Raw genomic sequence first — 17548 nt, 5'->3', positions numbered from 1 at the left:
ACGCGGGTGGCTCGTGGCCGACGGCGCCGGGCGGGCTCCCCGTCCCGCCTCGGGGAAGGTCACGGAACGGGGCGCCCGCCAGTGATTCCCCCGTTCGGCCGCTGCCGGATGCGGCGGACGCCGAAGGCGGCGGATTTCCTCGCCGCCGGTCAGCGCAGGCGGGCGCCGGCTCCGCCGAGCCAGGTGTGCCAGGCGCGCACCCGGGCCGCGGCGCCGCCGTTCAAAAGACGATCCCCGCGTACCCGGCGTGCTCACTCATGCGCCCGCTCATGGCATGCACACAACGCGCCGGGCAGGGTGCGGAACACAGCGACGGGACGCGCCCGCACGGCACGTCCCGTCACCTCACCGCTCACCACGCTCACGTCGTCGAGCGACGCCTCCGCGCGCCCGGACGGCGCTCGCTCGGGCGGGTCACCGGGTCGCCGGACTCCAGGGCGGCCGTCCGGCGCTTCACGCCGAAGTCGGCCAGGGCCTCGGCCAGCTTGTGGACCGACGGCTCGGGGGCCATCACGTCGACGCGCAGACCGTGTTCCTCGGCCGTCTTGGCCGTCGCCGGACCGATGCAGGCGATCACCGTGACGTTGTGCGGCTTGCCGGCGATACCCACCAGGTTCCGGACGGTCGAGGACGACGTGAACAGCACCGCGTCGAAGCCACCGCCCTTGATGGCCTCGCGGGTCTCCGCCGGGGGCGGCGAGGCCCGCACGGTCCGGTAGGCCGTGACGTCGTCGACCTCCCAGCCCAGCTCGATCAGACCGGCCACCAGGGTCTCGGTGGCGATGTCGGCCCGGGGCAGGAAGACGCGGTCGATCGGGTCGAAGACCGGGTCGTACGGAGGCCAGTCCTCCAGGAGGCCGGCCGCCGACTGCTCACCGCTCGGCACCAGGTCGGGCTTCACACCGAAGGCGATCAGCGCCTTCGCCGTCTGCTCGCCCACCGCGGCGACCTTGATGCCCGCGAAGGCGCGGGCGTCCAGGCCGTACTCCTCGAACTTCTCGCGCACCGCCTTGACCGCGTTGACGGACGTGAAGGCGATCCACTCGTACCGGCCGGTGACCAGGCCCTTGACCGCGCGTTCCATCTGCTGCGGGGTGCGCGGGGGCTCCACCGCGATCGTCGGGACCTCGTGCGGCACCGCGCCGTAGGACCGCAACTGGTCGGAGAGCGACGCCGCCTGCTCCTTCGTACGCGGCACGAGCACCTTCCAGCCGAACAGCGGCTTGGACTCGAACCACGACAACTGGTCGCGCTGGGCGGCTGCGCTTCGCTCGCCGACCACGGCTATCACGGGCCGGCCGCCGTCCGGGGACGGCAGGACCTTCGCCTGCTTCAGCGTCTGCGCGATGGTGCCGAGCGTCGCCGTCCAGGTGCGCTGCCGGGTCGTCGTGCCGGCGACGGTGACGGTCAGCGGGGTGTCCGGCTTGCGGCCCGCGGACACCAGTTCGCCGGCCGCGGCGGCCACCGAGTCCAGCGTCGTGGAGACCACCACCGTGCCGTCGGAGGCTCCCACCTCCGTCCAGCAGCGGTCGGAGGCGGTACGGGCGTCCACGAACCGGACGTCCGCGCCGTGCGGGTCGCGCAGCGGCACACCGGCGTAGGCGGGGACGCCGACGGCGGCCGCCACACCCGGTACGACCTCGAAGGGCACACCGGCGGCGGCGCAGGCGAGCATTTCCCCGGCCGCGTACGTATCAAGTCCCGGGTCGCCGGACACCGCACGGACGACCCGCCTGCCGCCCCGCGTGGCCTCCATGACAAGATGAGCCGCATCCCGGGCAGGAGTCGGGACCGCAGCGGTTGTTGACGCACCGTCAACGACCGTGAGCTGCGGCGCGCCCGTGCCCGGCGGTGACACCGAGGAGTCCGCGTCCATCGGCACGACGGACACGCCCTGCCGGGCGTGCGTCCGGATCACATCGAGCACCTCGTGCTCGGCGATCAGGACATCCGCGTTCGACAGCGCCTCCACGGCGCGCAGAGTCAGCAGCCCCGGATCCCCGGGTCCGGCACCCAGGAAGGTGACGTGCCCGTGTTCGAGGCCGGTGGGAAGGGTGGTGGGGCTCAATGTGCTCGCTCCCCCATCAGACCGGCCGCGCCCTGGTCGAGCATCTCGGTGGCGAGTTCGCGCCCGAGTGCCATCGCCTGGTCGTGCGTTCGGGGCACGGGACCGGTGGTGGACAGCTGCACCGTGCGGGTGCCGTCGGTCGTGCCGACGACGCCGCGCAGGCGCATTTCCTTGACAATCTGCCCGTCGGCCAGGAGGTCGGCCAACGCGCCCACAGGTGCGCTGCAACCGGCCTCCAGGGCGGCGAGCAGTGACCGTTCGGCGGTCACGGCGGCCCGGGTGAACGGGTCGTCGAGCTCGCCGAGCGCGGCGATGAGGTCCGCGGCGTCCGCGGTGCACTCGATCGCCAGGGCCCCCTGGCCGGGGGCGGGCAGAACCGTGTCGACCGACAGGAAGTCGGTGACCTCGTCGATCCGGCCGATGCGGTTCAGTCCGGCGGCGGCGAGGACGACCGCGTCCAGCTCACCGTCCCGCACGAAACCGATCCGGGTGTCGACGTTGCCGCGTATCGGGACCGTCTCTATGTCCAGTCCGTGGGCGCGGGCGTACGCGTTGAGCTGCGCCATGCGGCGCGGTGCCCCGGTGCCGATGCGGGCACCCCGCGGCAGGTCCGTGAACTTCAGCGCGTCCCGGGCGACGATCACGTCGCGCGGGTCCTCGCGCACCGGTACGGCGGCCAGGACCAGTTCCTCGGGCTGCGTGGTCGGCAGGTCCTTCAGCGAATGAACCGCGAAGTCCACCTCGCCGCCGACCAGCGCGTCGCGCAGCGCCGTGACGAACACGCCGGTGCCGCCGATCTGCGTGAGGTGCTCGCGGGAGACGTCGCCGTGCGTGGTGATCTCGACCAGTTCGACGGGGCGCCCGGTCACCCGGCGGACGGCGTCCGCCACCTGCCCGGACTGGGCCATGGCGAGCTTGCTCCGCCTCGTCCCCAGTCTCAAAGCCTTCTGTGTCATGCCGGTCGGTCCTTCTTGTCTGTGCTGTCCCCGGCCCGGGAGACGGCGGCCACCGTCTGGGGGTCGAGGTCGAACAGGGTGCGCAGCGCGTCCGCGTACCCGGCGCCGCCGGGCTCGGCCGCGAGCTGCTTGACCCGGACGGTCGGCGCGTGCAGCAGCTTGTCGACGACCCGGTGCACGGCCTGCCGGATCTCGCCGCGCTGGCGTTCGTCCAGGTCGGGCAGGCGGCCGTCGAGCCGCGCGATCTCACCGGCGACGACGTCGGCGGCCATGGTGCGCAGCGCGACCACGGTCGGCGTGATGTGCGCCGCCCGCTGTGCCGCGCCGAAGGCCGCGACCTCGTCGGAGACGATACGCCGGACCTGGTCCACGTCGGCCGCCATCGGCGCGTCGGCGGAGGCCTCGGCGAGGGACTCGATGTCCACCAGCCGCACCCCGGCCAGCCGGTGCACGGCCGCGTCGATGTCGCGGGGCATGGCGAGGTCGAGGAGGAACAGGGCCGGGGCCGGGCGCGGGATCACGGCGACCGGTTCGGGCTTGCGGAGCTCGGGGATGCGGCCGGCGGTGGCGGCGGTCGCGGCGAGCGCGGTGATCAGCTCGGCGTCGGCCTCCGGGCTGCGCCGGGCGGTGTCCCGGCGGTCCATGGTGCCGCCCGCGACCCAGGCCCCGTGCTGCTCGAGGGTGGCCGCGTCCAGGCCGGCCACGGCGGCCTCGCCGTGCACGGAGAAGCCGGTCGAGCCCTGTACGGCGGCCAGGTCCAGCGGGCAGTTCTCCTCGGCGGCGGCCGTACCGGTGGCGGTGGCCGCCGGCGCGGTGTGCGCGGCCGTACGGGCGTCGGCCTCGGCCACGGAGGCGACGGCGGCGCCCCCGGCCCGGCCCTCCACCGCCTGCGCGACCGAGTCCGCCGTCAGCACCAGGCCCGTCGCCCCGGTGCAGGAGACGACGACGTCGGCACGTGTCAGCTCGCCCGGCACGGCGTCCATCCGCACCGCGCGCGCGGACACCGCGGTGTCGTCGCCCTCGGTGAGTATGTGGGCGAGGCGTTCGGCGCGCTCGAAGGTGCGGTTGGCGACGACGATCTCGCCGACCCCGGCGCGGGCCAGCGTCGCGGCGGCCAGCGAGGACATCGACCCGGCGCCGATGACCAGCGCCCTGCGTCCCGCGGCCCATTCCCCGACGGCACCGCCCGCGGCGAGCTGCTCCAGGCCGAAGGTGACCAGCGACTGGCCGGCCCGGTCGATGCCGGTCTCGGAGTGGGCGCGCTTGCCGACCCGCAGGGCCTGCTGGAACAGGTCGTTCAGCAGCTTGCCCGCGGTGTGCAGTTCCTGGGCGCGGGCCAGGGAGTCCTTTATCTGGCCGAGGATCTGCCCCTCGCCGACGACCATCGAGTCGAGGCCGCAGGCCACCGAGAACAGGTGGTGGACGGCCCGGTCCTCGTAGTGCACGTAGAGGTACGGGGTGAGTTCCTCGAGGCCGACACCGCTGTGCTGGGCGAGCAGCGTGGACAGCTCGGCCACACCGGCGTGGAACTTGTCCACGTCGGCGTACAGCTCGATGCGGTTGCAGGTGGCGAGCACCGCGGCCTCGGTGGCCGGCTCGGCCGCGACCGTGTCCTGGACCAGCTTGACCTGGGCGTCCGCGCTCAGCGCGGCCCGCTCCAGGACACTGACCGGGGCACTGCGGTGGCTCAGCCCGACGACGAGGAGACTCATGCCGGCATCACGGCGGGCACGTCCCCGTCGGGTCCCTGGTCGCCGGAGGCGTCACGGGTGGTGGCCGCGGGCAGCGCGCCGTCCCCGGCGGCGGTCTCCTCGCCGGCCTTGCGCTGCTCGTGGAAGGCGAGGATCTGCAGCTCGATGGAGAGGTCGACCTTGCGGACGTCGACCCCGTCCGGGACGGTCAGCACGGTCGGCGCGAAGTTCAGGATCGAGGTGACACCGGCGGCCACGAGCCGGTCGCAGACAGGCTGGGCGGCACCGGCGGGGGTCGCGATCACGCCGATCGAGACGCCGTTGTCCTTGATGATCTTCTCGAGCTCGTCGGTGTGCTGCACCGGAATGCCGGCGACCGGCTTCCCGGCCATCGCCGGATCGGCGTCGATCAGCGCGGCCACCCGGAAACCGCGGGAGGCGAACCCGCCGTAGTTGGCGAGGGCGGCGCCGAGGTTACCGATACCGACGATCACAACCGGCCAGTCCTGGGTCAGGCCCAGTTCACGGGAGATCTGATAGACGAGATACTCCACGTCGTAGCCGACACCACGCGTTCCGTAGGAGCCCAGGTACGAGAAGTCCTTGCGCAGCTTCGCGGAGTTGACTCCCGCCGCCGCGGCCAGCTCCTCGGAGGAGACCGTGGGGACCGAGCGCTCCGACAGTGCGGTCAGCGCGCGGAGGTACAGCGGAAGCCGGGCGACGGTGGCCTCGGGAATCCCTCGGCTGCGGGTCGCCGGTCGGTGAGTTCGGCCAGTTGCCACGGTGCTCCTGCGGGTAGAGCGGGGCTGCAGGCGGTCATACGTCCCCAGACCGCCCCGTCCACTGCAGGCTATGCCTTTGTGAACGCGTGCACAAAGATGGTGTCCGATTTGCCCGGCCAACGTGACCGGGGTCACGCATGTCATTCCTGGGGGCAAAACGTCGACACTCCTCGTGAATCCCGCCCCCGAGACAAAAACTCCAACGATCCTAAGCGACCTCCGCACCTTCGTTGTACTGGTCGGTCAGTTTCCGGATCGGCCGCCGGTCAGCTCCTTGCGCAGCCGGGCCTCGTCCACCCGCCAGAAGGTGTGCTGGCTGCCGTCGACGAGGACCACCGGGATCTGCTCCCAGTACTGGTCGTGCAACTGCCGGTCCTGGGTGATGTCCTTCTGCTCCCAGGGGACACCGAGTTCCCCGCAGACCTTCTCGATCACGGCCTGCGCGTCGTCGCACAGATGGCAGCCGGGCTTGCGGATGAGCGTGACCGACCGTTCCGAGGGGGCGGCCTTACGCCGGAAGAGGGGGCTCATGCCGGCCATTCTCCCGCCTCTTTAACGGCTCCGTCGTGGAGAGTTCACACCCTTCGAACCTCGCGGCTCCGGAACCGCCGAACGGACTGGCTATGCTCACGCCATGGCCGCTCTCGGATGGCTCACTCCCCGTAGGCGCTCCGCCACGGCGCGGAGCGTGTTGGCAGGCGAGGCCTCGGCGGAGGCCGCCCGCAAGTCCTCGCGGGAAGTTCCGCAGGCCGCCGAACGGGAACCGGAGTTCCCGGTCCTCGGCGACGACAGGGCTGCCGCCTTCTTCGACCTCGACAACACCGTGATGCAGGGCGCCGCGCTGTTCCACTTCGGGCGCGGCCTGTACAAGCGGAAGTTCTTCGAGACGCGCGACCTGGCCAGGTTCGCCTGGCAGCAGGCGTGGTTCCGGCTGGCCGGCGTCGAGGACCCCGAGCACATGCAGGAGGCGCGCGACTCGGCGCTCTCCATCGTCAAGGGCCACCGGGTCGCCGAGCTGGAGACCATCGGCGAGGAGATCTACGACGAGTACATGGCCGACCGCATCTGGCCCGGCACCCGGGCCCTGGCCCAGGCGCACCTGGACGCGGGCCAGAAGGTGTGGCTGGTCACCGCGGCCCCCGTGGAGATCGCCCAGGTCATCGCCCGCCGCCTCGGCCTGACCGGCGCACTGGGCACCGTCGCGGAGTCGGTCGCCGGCGTCTACACCGGCGCGCTGGTGGGCGAGCCCCTGCACGGCCCGGCCAAGGCGGAGGCGGTACGGGCCCTGGCGGCGGCGGAGGGCCTCGACCTGCACCGCTGCGCCGCCTACAGCGACAGCCACAACGACATCCCGATGCTGTCGCTCGTGGGGCACCCGTACGCCATCAACCCGGACACCAAGCTGCGCAGGCACGCCCGCGAGCAGGACTGGCGGCTGCGGGACTACCGCACCGGCCGCAAGGCCGCGAAGGTCGGCATCCCGGCGGCGGCGGGCGTCGGCGCGGTCGCCGGCGGCACCGCGGCGGCCATCGCGCTGAGCCGGCGCCGGCGCTAGGGCCTGCCGGCGGCGACACGCCTGGATGGTGGCGCGAACCCGGATTATGCCGCCCCGCCCCCAACACGCCCCGCACTTCGCCGAAACACGCCCTTTCCCGATCAACAAGCGATCAGTTTGCGACGCTTGATAGACCGTCAATCGGTAACAGAAGCGACGCAACCGATGATTTGAGCAACTCGGTGTAGCAGTGCCTGCACGAAGCGTTATTCTCCTCAGACGCAATCCGGTACCCCTCCGTCGCCACGACGGGTGAACGGTTCCGCACTGCACGTGATGGAAGCTCTGCCTCTGGGAGTCCCGTGTACCCACACGTCGGGGTTGACGCCTCGGGCCTGGCTACGCTGCGCGCGACGGTCGCGGCGGTCAAAGAGACGCTGCGCGGCGTCGTCCCCACCGCGTACGCCGTCCCCGCCTTCGCCACCGCCGCCCCCCTCGGCCCGTGCTACGCACTGGCCGAGGGCAGCGCCACGGTCGGCAGACGCGGCCGCGCCACCGGCGCGGCCACCGCCCGCCGTCCGGCCGCGGACAGCGACAGCGCCCGGATGATGGACCTCGTGGAGCGCGCCCAGGCCGGCGAGGCCGAAGCCTTCGGCCGCCTCTACGACCAGTACAGCGACACGGTGTACCGGTACATCTACTACCGGGTGGGCGGCAAGGCGACCGCCGAGGACCTGACGAGCGAGACCTTCCTGCGGGCGCTCCGCAGGATCGGCACGTTCACCTGGCAGGGCCGCGACTTCGGCGCCTGGCTGGTGACGATCGCCCGGAACCTGGTGGCGGACCACTTCAAGTCCAGCCGGTTCCGGCTCGAGGTCACCACCGGCGAGATGCTCGACGCCAACGAGGTCGAGCGCTCCCCGGAGGACTCCGTCCTGGAATCCCTCTCCAACGCCGCACTGCTGGACGCCGTGCGCCGGCTCAACCCCCAGCAGCAGGAGTGCGTGACCCTGCGCTTCCTGCAGGGCCTCTCGGTCGCCGAGACCGCCCGGGTGATGGGCAAGAACGAAGGCGCCATCAAGACCCTCCAGTACCGCGCCGTGCGGACCCTCGCCCGGCTCCTGCCGGACGACGCCCGCTGACACCCGACACGCTCAGCTACCACCAACTCACTACGTGTTGCGGCTCGTTGACTTTCCGCCCCGATCATCCGCCGTCCGTAACCCAAGTGCCGGACCGCTCGTTGTGCGGGATACAGGCTCCCTGTGGTCACGCCCTGGCCGACCCATCGCTCGATCGTGTGGAAGAGGTCGTGGGCGTGCAACCCTCAGGACCCCCTGGGGAGTCGACCGTGATGACGAGAGGAGGTGCCGCCAGTGATCGCGAACGTATCGGCGCACCGGCGGGCGAACGCCTTCGCCCAGGCCCTGGAGGAGCAGTCCGACCGGGACACGGCGGCCGAGCAGTCCGCAGCGGCGGCGGGATCGCCGCCGACCACCGAGGAACAGTCCGAGCGGGGCGAGCTCCTGGCCCTGGCGGCGGACCTCGGCGCGCTGCCCAGGCCGCAGCTCGACCCCGAGGTCAAGGTCGTCCAGCGCGCCCAGCTGGTGGCCGCGATGGAGGCCATGCTCCAGGAGGGCGGGGCGGCGGACACAGCCGTACCCGAGCAGCGCTCCCACGGGCGCGGGGCGCACCGGGCGAAGCCGCTGGGCAAGCTCCGGCCGCGTTCCAAACTGACCAAGGGGCTCGCGGCCGGCGGGCTGAGCGTCGGTGTGGCCGCCGGGGCCTTCGGCGGAGTCGCCGCCGCGAGTTCCGACGCGCTGCCCGGTGACTCGCTGTACGGCCTCAAGCGCGGCATCGAGGACTTCAGGCTCAACTACCTGAGCGACGGCGAGGACCAGCGCGGCCAGACGTACCTCGACCAGGCCTCCACCCGGCTGAGCGAGGCCCGCCGGCTGATGGAGCGCGCCCGCGGCGGCCGGCAGCTCGACCACGAGTCCCTCGGCGAGATCCGCCGCACCCTGTCCGGGATGCGGCACGACGTCACCGAGGGCCACCGCCTGCTGCACGAGGCCTACCAGCGGGATCCCGACTCCCTCGGGCCCATCCAGGCGCTCTCCAGCTTCTCCCGGTCCCACCGGGACGCCTGGAGCGCGCTGAGCGACAAGCTGCCCATGCAGCTCGGCGACGTCAAACAGCAGGTGTCGTCGGTCTTCGACGCCATAGACCAAGAGGTCGCCCCGCTGCAGTCCCTGCTGCCGCAGCCGCCCGCGTCCACGGGCGACGGCAAGCGACAGGGCTCCGGCGAGGCGTCCACCGGCTCCTCCGGCAGCCACCGTCCGACCGCGCCCAGCACCGGCGGCACGCCCTCCGCGGGGCGGCACACCGGCTCCGGCAGCCCCTCCGGCTCGGCCACCCGCGACAGCGACGACAGCCTGATCGGAGGCAGCACGGGCGGCCTGCTGGACCCGCCGAAGATCGGCGGCGACGGCGGTTCCCCGACCGCCGGCAAGTCCCCGACGAGCGCGCCGGACGTCACCCTCCCGCCGCTCCTCCCGGGCCTGCTGCCCGGCCTGGGCATCGACAGCCAGGACGCGGACTAGCGCGGTACGACAGCGACGGGGGCGCCCCTTTCCGAGCAGGGGCGCCCCCGTCGCCGTGCCACCGAACCGTCACCGGGGCAGCCGGCAGAACAGCCTTCAGAAGAACACCGACCGGCGCTGCACCAGCAGCTTGTACAGCGTGTGCTGGATCTGTTCGCGGACCTGGTCGGTCAGGTTGAACATGAGCATCGGGTCGTCGGCCGCCTCCGGCGGATAGCCGTCCGTGGGGATCGGCTCGCCGAACTGGATGGTCCACTTGGTGGGCAGCGGGATCGCCCCGAGCGGCCCCAGCCACGGGAAGGTCGGCGTCAGCGGGAAGTACGGGAAGCCCAGCAGCCGCGCCAGGGTCTTGGCGTTGCCGAGCATCGGGTAGATCTCCTCGGCGCCGACGACCGAGCAGGGGATGATCGGCACCCCCTGCCGCAGGGCCGTGGAGACGAAACCGCCCCGGCCGAACCGCTGGAGCTTGTAGCGCTCGCTGAACGGCTTGCCGATGCCCTTGAAGCCCTCCGGCATGACGCCGACCAGTTCCCCCTGCGCGAGGAGCCGTTCGGCGTCCTCCGCGCAGGCGAGGGTGTGGCCCAGCTTGCGGGCGAGTTCGTTGACCACCGGCAGCACGAACACCAGGTCGGCCGCGAGGAGCCGCAGATGCCGGTCGGCCGGGTGGTGGTCGTGCACGGCGACCTGCATCATCAGGCCGTCCAGCGGCAGCGTCCCGGAGTGGTTGGCGACGATCAGGGCCCCGCCCTCGGCCGGGATGTTCTCGACGCCCTTCACCTCGACCCGGAAGTACTTCTCGTACACCGGCCGCAACAGCGACATCAGGACCTGGTCGGTCAGCTCCTCGTCGTAGCCGAAGTCGTCGACCTCGTAGTCCCCGGCGAGCCTGCGGCGCAGGAACGACAGGCCGCTCGCGATGCGCCGCTCCAGACCGCCGTCGTCGTGCGGCTCGGCGGGCGGTCCCGCCTCCCCGGTCACCGGGACATCATCCTGCACGGCCGCCCTGGTGGGCAGGGGCTGGACCTCACGAACCGGCCCGGCCTCCCCGGCCGCCCCGCGCCGGCTCCCCCCGCCACGGCGCCGCGACGGCCGCTGGGCGGCGCTCCCGCGGGACCGGTCGTCGTCGAACGGAATGACCTTGGCGTCCGCCATCGTTGCTGCGCTCCTCAGTTGGCGCTCTGCGTCGGGAGGTGCCCGCTGCTCTTCGCGGCGAGCGCGGCGACCCGGTCCACGGCCCCCGCTAGGGCCTCCGGCGGCAGCAGGCCGGGGCCCTGGCCGCTCGCGAAGTCCGCGAACGTCTCCGCCGTCGTGTACTTGGGCTGGAAGCCCAGCGTCTCGCGCATCTGGTTCGTGGCCACCACCCGGCCGTGGGTGAGCAGCCGGATCTGTTCCGGCGAGAAGTCCGTCATCCCCAGCGTACGCACCAGCGAACCGGCCCAGGTGACGGCGGGCAGCAGCAACGGGACGGTGGGCCGCCCGAGCCGCCGCGAGCACTGCGAGAGCAGCAGCACGCCGTCCCCGGCGATGTTGAAGGTGCCGCTGTTCAGCGTTCCCCGGCGCGGCTCGTGGGAGGCAAGCCGCAGCACCTCGATGACGTCGTCCTCGTGCACGAACTGCAGCCGCGGGTCATAGCCGAACACGGTCGGCAGCACCGGCAGCGCGAAGTAGTCGGCGAGCGGGGTGTCCGCGACCGGCCCGAGGATGTTGGCGAACCGCAGCACGCACACGGCGACGTCCGGCCGCCGCCGCGCGAAGCCGCGGACGTACCCCTCGACCTCCACCGTGTCCTTCGCGAACCCGCCGCTGGGCAGCGACTTGGCCGGGGTCGTCTCGGTGAACACGGCGGGATCGCGCGGCGCGGACCCGTAGACGTTGGTGCTGGACTTCACCACCAGCCGCCGCACGGTCGGCGACTTCTGGCAGGCGCCGAGCAGCTGCATGGTGCCGATGACGTTGGTCTCCTTGACCGTGGCCCGGCTGCCGCCGCCCAGCGCGGTGCCGGTCACGTCCAGGTGGACGACCGTGTCGGCGCCCGTCTCGGCGAGCACCCGGGCGATGCCGGGCTGCCGGATGTCGGCCTGGATGAAGTCGGCCCCGCCCAGATGGTGCGCCGGCGGCACCGCGTCCACGGCGATCACCCGGTCCACGTCCGGGTCCCGCTGGATCCGCCGTACGAACCGGCCGCCCAGCTGCCGGGCCACTCCGGTGACGAGCACGACCTTCCCCAAGATCAGCGCCTTCCTTCCCGACCTCGTGCGGGACCTGGTCCCTGCCGCGTTCCCCGTGTCGGCAAACTTAGCGGGTTGATGTTGCGCTGTGATGACCACCCGATGCGTGAAGTGACGGAATTTTCCCAGCCGGAATATGCCGACGCCGCCGGAGCGCCGATCACGACCCGGGGCCGGGCACGACTGTGGCCCCCCACCTTGTACAGGTGGGGGGCCACAGGACACGCTCTCGCGGCGCCGCTTACTTCTTGTTGCGGCGCTGAACGCGCGTGCGCTTGAGCAGCTTGCGGTGCTTCTTCTTGGCCATCCGCTTGCGCCGCTTCTTGATAACAGAGCCCACGACTACCCTCGCTCACTTCTCATCACTCGGTTGTTTGGGCGCCATGGGCCCACACGACCTACGAGGGGTCAGCCTACCCGGTCGAGCGCCGAGCTTGTAATCGAGGGGTTGCCCGGGGTCTCCCCGAGCGCCGTCAGACCGTCTCCACCCCCACATAACTCTCGCGGAGGTACTCGTGTACCGCTTGCTCCGGGACGCGGAAGGACCGCCCCACCCGGATCGCGGGCAGATGACCGCTGTGCACCAGCCGGTACACGGTCATCTTCGACACTCGCATCACCGAGGCGACCTCCGCCACGGTAAGGAACTGAACCTCGTTCAGAGGCCTCTCGCCAGCTGCAGCCATGACACACCTGAACCTTCCGCACTCGACGGCCACCGGCTTCCCCTTCCGGTGACTCTTCGTCGTTGCGTGCTCACTCCCCAATGTAGGGGCGGGTGATGCGAGTGGGGAAGAGGTGCACCCATCAACGGCCTACTGTGACAGACGGGCTCGATTGAGCACGTAGCGGGCCAGCGGCAGATAGTGACCAGACGGCACCCCGTCGTCAACCGGAACGACGACGGACACGACGCCCTCCGCCTCCCCCACGAACAGCGCCGGATCGTCGGTGTCGGCCAGGCCGATCGCCTCGAACCCCAGCTGACCAGCACCGCAGACCCATCCGTGGTCACCGATCACCAGCTCCGGCAGCGGTCCGCCGGCCTCGGCCGCGGCGGCCAGGACGACCCGAACCGGGAGCGGTGAGTGGCAGTGCGCACCCGGCTCACAACCGGGGCGCCCGCTGCCCGGTTCCCGCACCAGGGCAACACCGCGGACGTAGTCCAGGCGGTACGTGCGTAGACCGAACCGGGTCAATATGTCGACACAGTGACCCTGCGCGGGGGTGAGTACCTTACACCCCTCCGCCGACAGCGCGTCCGCCAAGCCGCCGTAGAACCCGAGCAGCCGATGCGGATGCCCGGTGCCGAACAGCACGGGCGCGCCCCGCCGGGCCACGCTCCGGATCCGCTCCGCGAACGCGTCCAGCGCGGCCAGCGTCCGTTCCGGATCGATCACATCCGGGCCGGAGGTGCACCGGGGGTCGGCCGAAACCCCGCACCTCTGCGCCATCAGCGCGAGCAGCTCCCGCTGCCCCCACGGCGACTCGGGGTCGATTCCGATCAGCACCCGTGGGTCCCGGGCCGCGAACAGCCGGTACCGGCGCAGACTGGCCTCACGGGAGGTCCCGATCTCACCGGCCAGCCGAGCGGCCAGCAGGTGCGCACGAAGGCCATCGGCGGTCAACACGGGTGCGATGGTGACGCACCGGGGGGCGGCGCGGTGGCGGAACGGGGGAACACCGCACGGTTGGCCCAGTGGGTGCCCCCGACACTCAGGGCAGCAGCCCGCGCAGCGGGAACACCGAACGGCGGGTGGCGAGGACGGCCTGGTCCAGGCGATCGGCGGGGTCGTACCCCGACTCCCACGGGGCGAACGACACCGGCCACCGCCCGTCGGTCATCCGCTGCGGTGCCAACTGCCGGGTCCGCGCGAACACCTCCTGCCGCCACCCCTCGGGGATCTCCGCCGCCGGATCGACCTCCCGCCCGGCCGCGATCCCCACCAGATGCGTCCACGATCGCGGCACCACCTCGACCACCGCGTAGCCGCCACCGCCCAGCGCGACCCACTTCCCGTCCGCGTACTCGTGCGCCAGCTCATGGCACGCCGTCTGCACCGCCCGCTGCGCGTCCAGCGACACCGCGAGATGCGCCAGCGGATCCTCGAAGTGCGTGTCGGCCCCGTGCTGCGACACCAGCACCTGGGGACGGAACTCGGCGAGCAGTTCGGGCACCACCGCGTGGAACGCCCGCACCCATCCCGCGTCCCCGGTCCCGGCCGGCAGGGCCACGTTCACGGCGGTCCCCTCGCCCGCGCCCGCGCCGGTCTCCTCCGGCCACCCGGTCTGCGGGAACAACGTGCGGGGATGCTCGTGCAGCGAGACCGTCAGCACCCGCGGGTCCTCCCAGAACGCCGCCTGCACGCCGTCCCCGTGGTGCACGTCGACGTCCACGTAGGCGACCCGCTCGACGCCCAGTTCCAGCAGCCGCGCGATGGCCATCGCCGCGTCGTTGTAGATGCAGAACCCCGAGGCACCGCCCGGCATCGCGTGGTGCAGTCCGCCGGCGAAGTTCACCGCGTGCAGCGCGTCCCCGCGCCACACCGCCTCCGCCGCCCCCACCGACTGCCCCGCGATCAGCGCGGACACCTCGTGCATCCCGGCGAACGCGGGATCGTCCTCCGTGCCGAGCCCGTACGCCCCGCGGGCCGAACGCGGATCGGCGGACGCGGCCTTCACGGCGTCGATGTAGTCCGGGCGGTGGACCAGCCGCAGCGTGGACTCCCCTGCCGGTTTCGCCGCGACGACGCGCAGCTCCCGGTCGAGCCCGAAGGCACCGACCAGCTTCCGGGTCAGCTCCAGCCGGACCGGATCCATCGGATGGTCCGGGCCGAAGTCATAGCCCGTTACTGCCTCGTCCCACATCAGCTGTGCGCGGCCGCTCATGCCCGCCACCGTATCGGTCCGGTTGAGCCGCGAACGACCTGGCGTACACGAGCGTCACCAGCACCAACACCATCGGCACGAGCATGGCCCCGCGGTAGCTCCAGGCGTCCCCGAGCGCACCCACCAGCGGCGAGCCGACGAGGAAGCCGACGTAGTTGAAGACGTTGAGCCGCGCGATGGCCGCGTCCGAGGCCCCGGGGAACAGCCGGCCCGCCGCCGCGAAGGTCTGCGGCACCAGTACACACAGCCCCAGCCCCAGCAGGGTGAACCCGAGCATCCCCAGCCACGCGTCGGGCGCCACGGCCACCACCGCGAAACCGGCGGCCGCCACCAGCGCCCCGAGCCGCACCACCGCGGCCGCGCCGAACCGCCGTACCCCGAAGTCCCCGATGGACCGCCCGACGAGCGTGGTCACCATGTACACGTTGTACGGCACGGTCGCGAGCTGCTCCGAACTGCCCAGCACGTCCTTCAGGTACTTCGCGCTCCAGTTGGAGACGGTCGAGTCCCCGATGTACGCGAACGTCATCACCAGGCACAGCGGCAGCAGCAGCTTGAAGACGAGACCCCCGCCCGGCCCCGCCGCCAGGTCCGCCGCAGGCTCCGCGGCCCCGTCGACGTACCACCGGCTGCCCACCAGCGCCGCCGGCAGCAGCACGGCGACCACCGGCAGGTACGACACCCACAGCGCGAGATGCCAGTGCGCCCCGGCCCAGGCCAGCGAGGCGCCGACGATCCCGCCCAGGCTGTAGACCGCGTGGAAGCTCAGCATGATGCTGCGCCCGTACGTCCGCTGCAGACTCACCCCGAGCATGTTCATCGAGGCGTCCAGCGCGCCCACGGCGAGCCCGAACACCGCCAGGGCCACGCCGAGTCCGGCCAACCGGTCACCGGCTCCGACGCCCACCAGGGCCAGCAGCACCAGCGGTTGCGACCAGCGCAGCAGCCGGCTGGGCGGTATCCGCTTCACGAGCTGCTCGGTCGTCACACTGCCGACTCCGGCGAGGATCGGGACGGCGGCCAGGAAGACCGGCAGCAGCGCGTCGGAGATTCCGTAGCGGTCCTGGATGGCCGGGATGCGCGTCACCAGCAGAGCGAACGCGACGCCCTGTGCGAAGAAGCTGAACGCCAGTGAGGCCCTGCCGCGCCGCAGCACATCAGTCATGGCGGCGAGCGTAGGGCCCCTGGCTACCTGTGGGTAGATCCAGCCAAAGGTGAATTTCCTTCAGCTTCGACGGCCGGCGGTCAGGCGGCGACGGCCACTTCGGGCCGCCGAGCGGCCTTGTCCGCCGCCGCCTCGGCGGTGAGCAGCCGTGCCATCGGCTCGGCCGCGAGGCCACCGCCGACCACGAACGCCGCCGTCAGCACCACCGCGATGATGACCGTGCCGAGCCAGACCATGGTGTCGACCGGGACGGTGTAGGCACCGACGACCCGGGCGACGCACTCCAGCAGCAGGGCCGTGCCCCACACCAGCGAGAAGGTCCGCTCCTTGCGCCGGAAGGCGTCCGAGCCGGCCGCCGTGCCCGAGGCGAGCCGCGCCCAGGCGGCCTCGCGGTCGGCGTCGCCCTTGACGAGGAAGGGCTTCATCCCGGCGGTCATGGCCGGCTTGCCGAGCGCCACCGAGACGAGGATCCCGATCGCCAGGGCGCTGCTGACCGCGCCGTCCTTGGCGAGCATCAGCCGCGGGTCGCCGGACACGAAACCGGCCACCAGGCTCACGACGTTCACCACCAGGGTGAGGAGGGCGAGCGCGTTGGTCGTGCGCTCCTTGACCACGCCCCACACGGTCCGCACGGCCGGCACCACGCTGCTCCAGGCGAGCGCCCCGAAGGTGCTCATCCCGAACGCCTCCTTGAGGAGGTAGTACGCGCCGATCGGCAACGCGACGTCCACCAGCAGCGGCTTGAACGTCCGCAGCAGGTTCGGGTTCTGCTCGCGGCTCGGGTTCTCGGTCCGGTCCTGGTTCCCCGTGGTCTTCGTCATGCTCCCAGCTTCGCCGCCGGTCGGGGGCTGGCGGTAGAAACGATCATCCGGAGGTCGGCATGACAAATGTCAGCCACCGACTGGTGTCGCCGGTCATATCAGCAGGTCGGCCAACTCCCCCATGGTGGAGAAGAGTTGGTCGGCGCCGGTGAGCCGCGCCGCCGGGGTCATCGCGGTGAACCCGTACACGTCCATCCCGGCCGCCACGGCCGCCTGTATGCCCAGCGGGGAGTCCTCGATGACAAGGCAGCGCTCGGGTGTGACGCCCATCCGCTCGGCCGCGTACAGGAAGAGGTCGGGTGCCGGCTTGCCCCGCCCGACGTCCTGGGAGCTGAAGATCCTGTCCTCGGTGAACCAGCGGTCGAGCCCGGTCGTCCGGTGCCCCACCCTGATCCGCTCGTGGCTCCCGGACGAAGCCACGCAGTACGGGACTCCGTCCGCGGCCAGTTTCTCCAGCACTCCGCCGACGCCGGGGACGGGCCGCAACTCCCGCTCGAAGGCGGCGAACACACGGGCGTGGAAGACATCGTCGAAGTCGTCCGGGAGCCGTTGCCCCGTCCGCTCCAGGACCAGGTCGTGGATCCGGTGCATCGCGGACCCCATGTAGTCCCGGATGGAGTCCTCGTACGTCGTCGGGTGCCCCAGTTCCGTCAGATGGGCGGCCAGGATCCGGTTGGAGATCGGCTCACTGTCGACGAGAACGCCGTCGTTGTCGAAGATGACGAGGTCATAGCGCATACCCAGACCCTAAAGGACCCTGAACGCAGAAAACCCCCGCATCTTTCGATGCGGGGGTTTTCCCAAAGATTGTTCGGCGGCGTCCTACTCTCCCACAGGGTCCCCCCTGCAG

General features: G+C 71.7%; 17 protein-coding genes. 3 read left to right on the top strand and 14 right to left on the bottom strand.

What is annotated here, in order from left to right:
* Positions 1-361: 361 nt before the first annotated feature.
* The 5 genes from ACZ6B1_RS08180 to ACZ6B1_RS08160 form a co-directional block, all read right to left on the bottom strand.
* On the bottom strand, positions 362-2068 hold the full coding sequence (locus ACZ6B1_RS08180) for a bifunctional uroporphyrinogen-III C-methyltransferase/uroporphyrinogen-III synthase (protein WP_468776116.1): 1707 nt from the start codon (positions 2066-2068) through the stop codon (positions 362-364).
* Positions 2065-3024, bottom strand: coding sequence for a hydroxymethylbilane synthase (hemC, locus tag ACZ6B1_RS08175; protein WP_468776114.1), 960 nt, complete (start codon positions 3022-3024; stop codon positions 2065-2067). The genes ACZ6B1_RS08180 and hemC overlap by 4 nt, the downstream gene beginning before the upstream one ends.
* On the bottom strand, positions 3021-4736 hold the full coding sequence (locus ACZ6B1_RS08170; RefSeq protein ID WP_468776112.1) for a glutamyl-tRNA reductase: 1716 nt from the start codon (positions 4734-4736) through the stop codon (positions 3021-3023). The genes hemC and ACZ6B1_RS08170 overlap by 4 nt, the downstream gene beginning before the upstream one ends.
* Positions 4733-5497: a redox-sensing transcriptional repressor Rex gene (locus ACZ6B1_RS08165; RefSeq protein ID WP_468776110.1), complete on the bottom strand. Its 765-nt coding sequence runs from the start codon at positions 5495-5497 to the stop codon at positions 4733-4735. Before ACZ6B1_RS08165 ends, ACZ6B1_RS08170 begins: the two co-directional genes overlap by 4 nt.
* A 243-nt stretch (positions 5498-5740) precedes the next feature.
* The gene (locus tag ACZ6B1_RS08160) at positions 5741-6037 is read right to left on the bottom strand and encodes a glutaredoxin family protein (protein ID WP_468776108.1); all 297 of its coding nucleotides are present in this window, start codon (positions 6035-6037) and stop codon (positions 5741-5743) included.
* Positions 6038-6131: 94 nt separating this feature from the next.
* On the opposite strand from ACZ6B1_RS08160, the gene ACZ6B1_RS08155 reads away from it, so the two are divergent.
* From ACZ6B1_RS08155 to ACZ6B1_RS08145, 3 genes are all read left to right on the top strand, one after another.
* Positions 6132-7052, top strand: coding sequence for an HAD family hydrolase (locus ACZ6B1_RS08155; RefSeq protein ID WP_468776106.1), 921 nt, complete (start codon positions 6132-6134; stop codon positions 7050-7052).
* A gap of 302 nt (positions 7053-7354) precedes the next feature.
* Positions 7355-8134: an ECF subfamily RNA polymerase sigma factor, BldN family gene (locus ACZ6B1_RS08150; RefSeq protein WP_468776104.1), complete on the top strand. Its 780-nt coding sequence runs from the start codon at positions 7355-7357 to the stop codon at positions 8132-8134.
* 234 nt (positions 8135-8368) lie between these two features.
* Positions 8369-9595 carry a DUF5667 domain-containing protein gene (locus ACZ6B1_RS08145; RefSeq protein ID WP_468776102.1) on the top strand — a complete coding sequence of 409 codons (1227 nt, stop codon included), beginning with the start codon at positions 8369-8371 and terminating at the stop codon, positions 9593-9595.
* 96 nt (positions 9596-9691) lie between these two features.
* Here ACZ6B1_RS08145 and ACZ6B1_RS08140 read toward each other — a convergent pair whose 3' ends face one another.
* The 9 genes from ACZ6B1_RS08140 to ACZ6B1_RS08100 form a co-directional block, all read right to left on the bottom strand.
* On the bottom strand, positions 9692-10747 hold the full coding sequence (locus ACZ6B1_RS08140; protein ID WP_468776100.1) for a lysophospholipid acyltransferase family protein: 1056 nt from the start codon (positions 10745-10747) through the stop codon (positions 9692-9694).
* 14 nt (positions 10748-10761) lie between these two features.
* Positions 10762-11823, bottom strand: a complete 1062-nt coding sequence (locus tag ACZ6B1_RS08135; RefSeq protein ID WP_468776097.1) for an NAD-dependent epimerase/dehydratase family protein — start codon at positions 11821-11823, stop codon at positions 10762-10764.
* Between the two features lie 241 nt (positions 11824-12064).
* On the bottom strand, positions 12065-12163 hold the full coding sequence (locus ACZ6B1_RS08130) for a 30S ribosomal protein bS22 (RefSeq protein ID WP_003948845.1): 99 nt from the start codon (positions 12161-12163) through the stop codon (positions 12065-12067).
* 133 nt (positions 12164-12296) lie between these two features.
* Entirely contained in the window at positions 12297-12509 is a 213-nt protein-coding gene (locus ACZ6B1_RS08125) for a helix-turn-helix domain-containing protein (RefSeq protein WP_159045100.1), read from the bottom strand.
* A gap of 129 nt (positions 12510-12638) precedes the next feature.
* Positions 12639-13454, bottom strand: coding sequence for a phosphatase (locus ACZ6B1_RS08120; RefSeq protein WP_468776095.1), 816 nt, complete (start codon positions 13452-13454; stop codon positions 12639-12641).
* Positions 13455-13539: 85 nt separating this feature from the next.
* A complete protein-coding gene (locus ACZ6B1_RS08115) occupies positions 13540-14712 on the bottom strand; it encodes an acetoin utilization protein AcuC (protein WP_468776093.1) in 1173 nt (390 codons plus the stop codon).
* Complete coding sequence (locus ACZ6B1_RS08110; RefSeq protein ID WP_468776091.1) at positions 14663-15877, bottom strand: MFS transporter; 1215 nt, start codon at positions 15875-15877, stop codon at positions 14663-14665. Before ACZ6B1_RS08110 ends, ACZ6B1_RS08115 begins: the two co-directional genes overlap by 50 nt.
* Before the next feature lie 80 nt (positions 15878-15957).
* Positions 15958-16698, bottom strand: coding sequence for a VC0807 family protein (locus ACZ6B1_RS08105; protein ID WP_468776090.1), 741 nt, complete (start codon positions 16696-16698; stop codon positions 15958-15960).
* 93 nt (positions 16699-16791) lie between these two features.
* On the bottom strand, positions 16792-17436 hold the full coding sequence (locus ACZ6B1_RS08100) for an HAD family hydrolase (protein WP_468776089.1): 645 nt from the start codon (positions 17434-17436) through the stop codon (positions 16792-16794).
* Positions 17437-17548: the final 112 nt, after the last annotated feature.

This window comes from Streptomyces sp. NPDC041129, from assembly GCF_055592265.1.
Note: the sequence above shows the minus strand (reverse complement) of the source record. Positions and strands in the feature narration are given on the sequence as shown.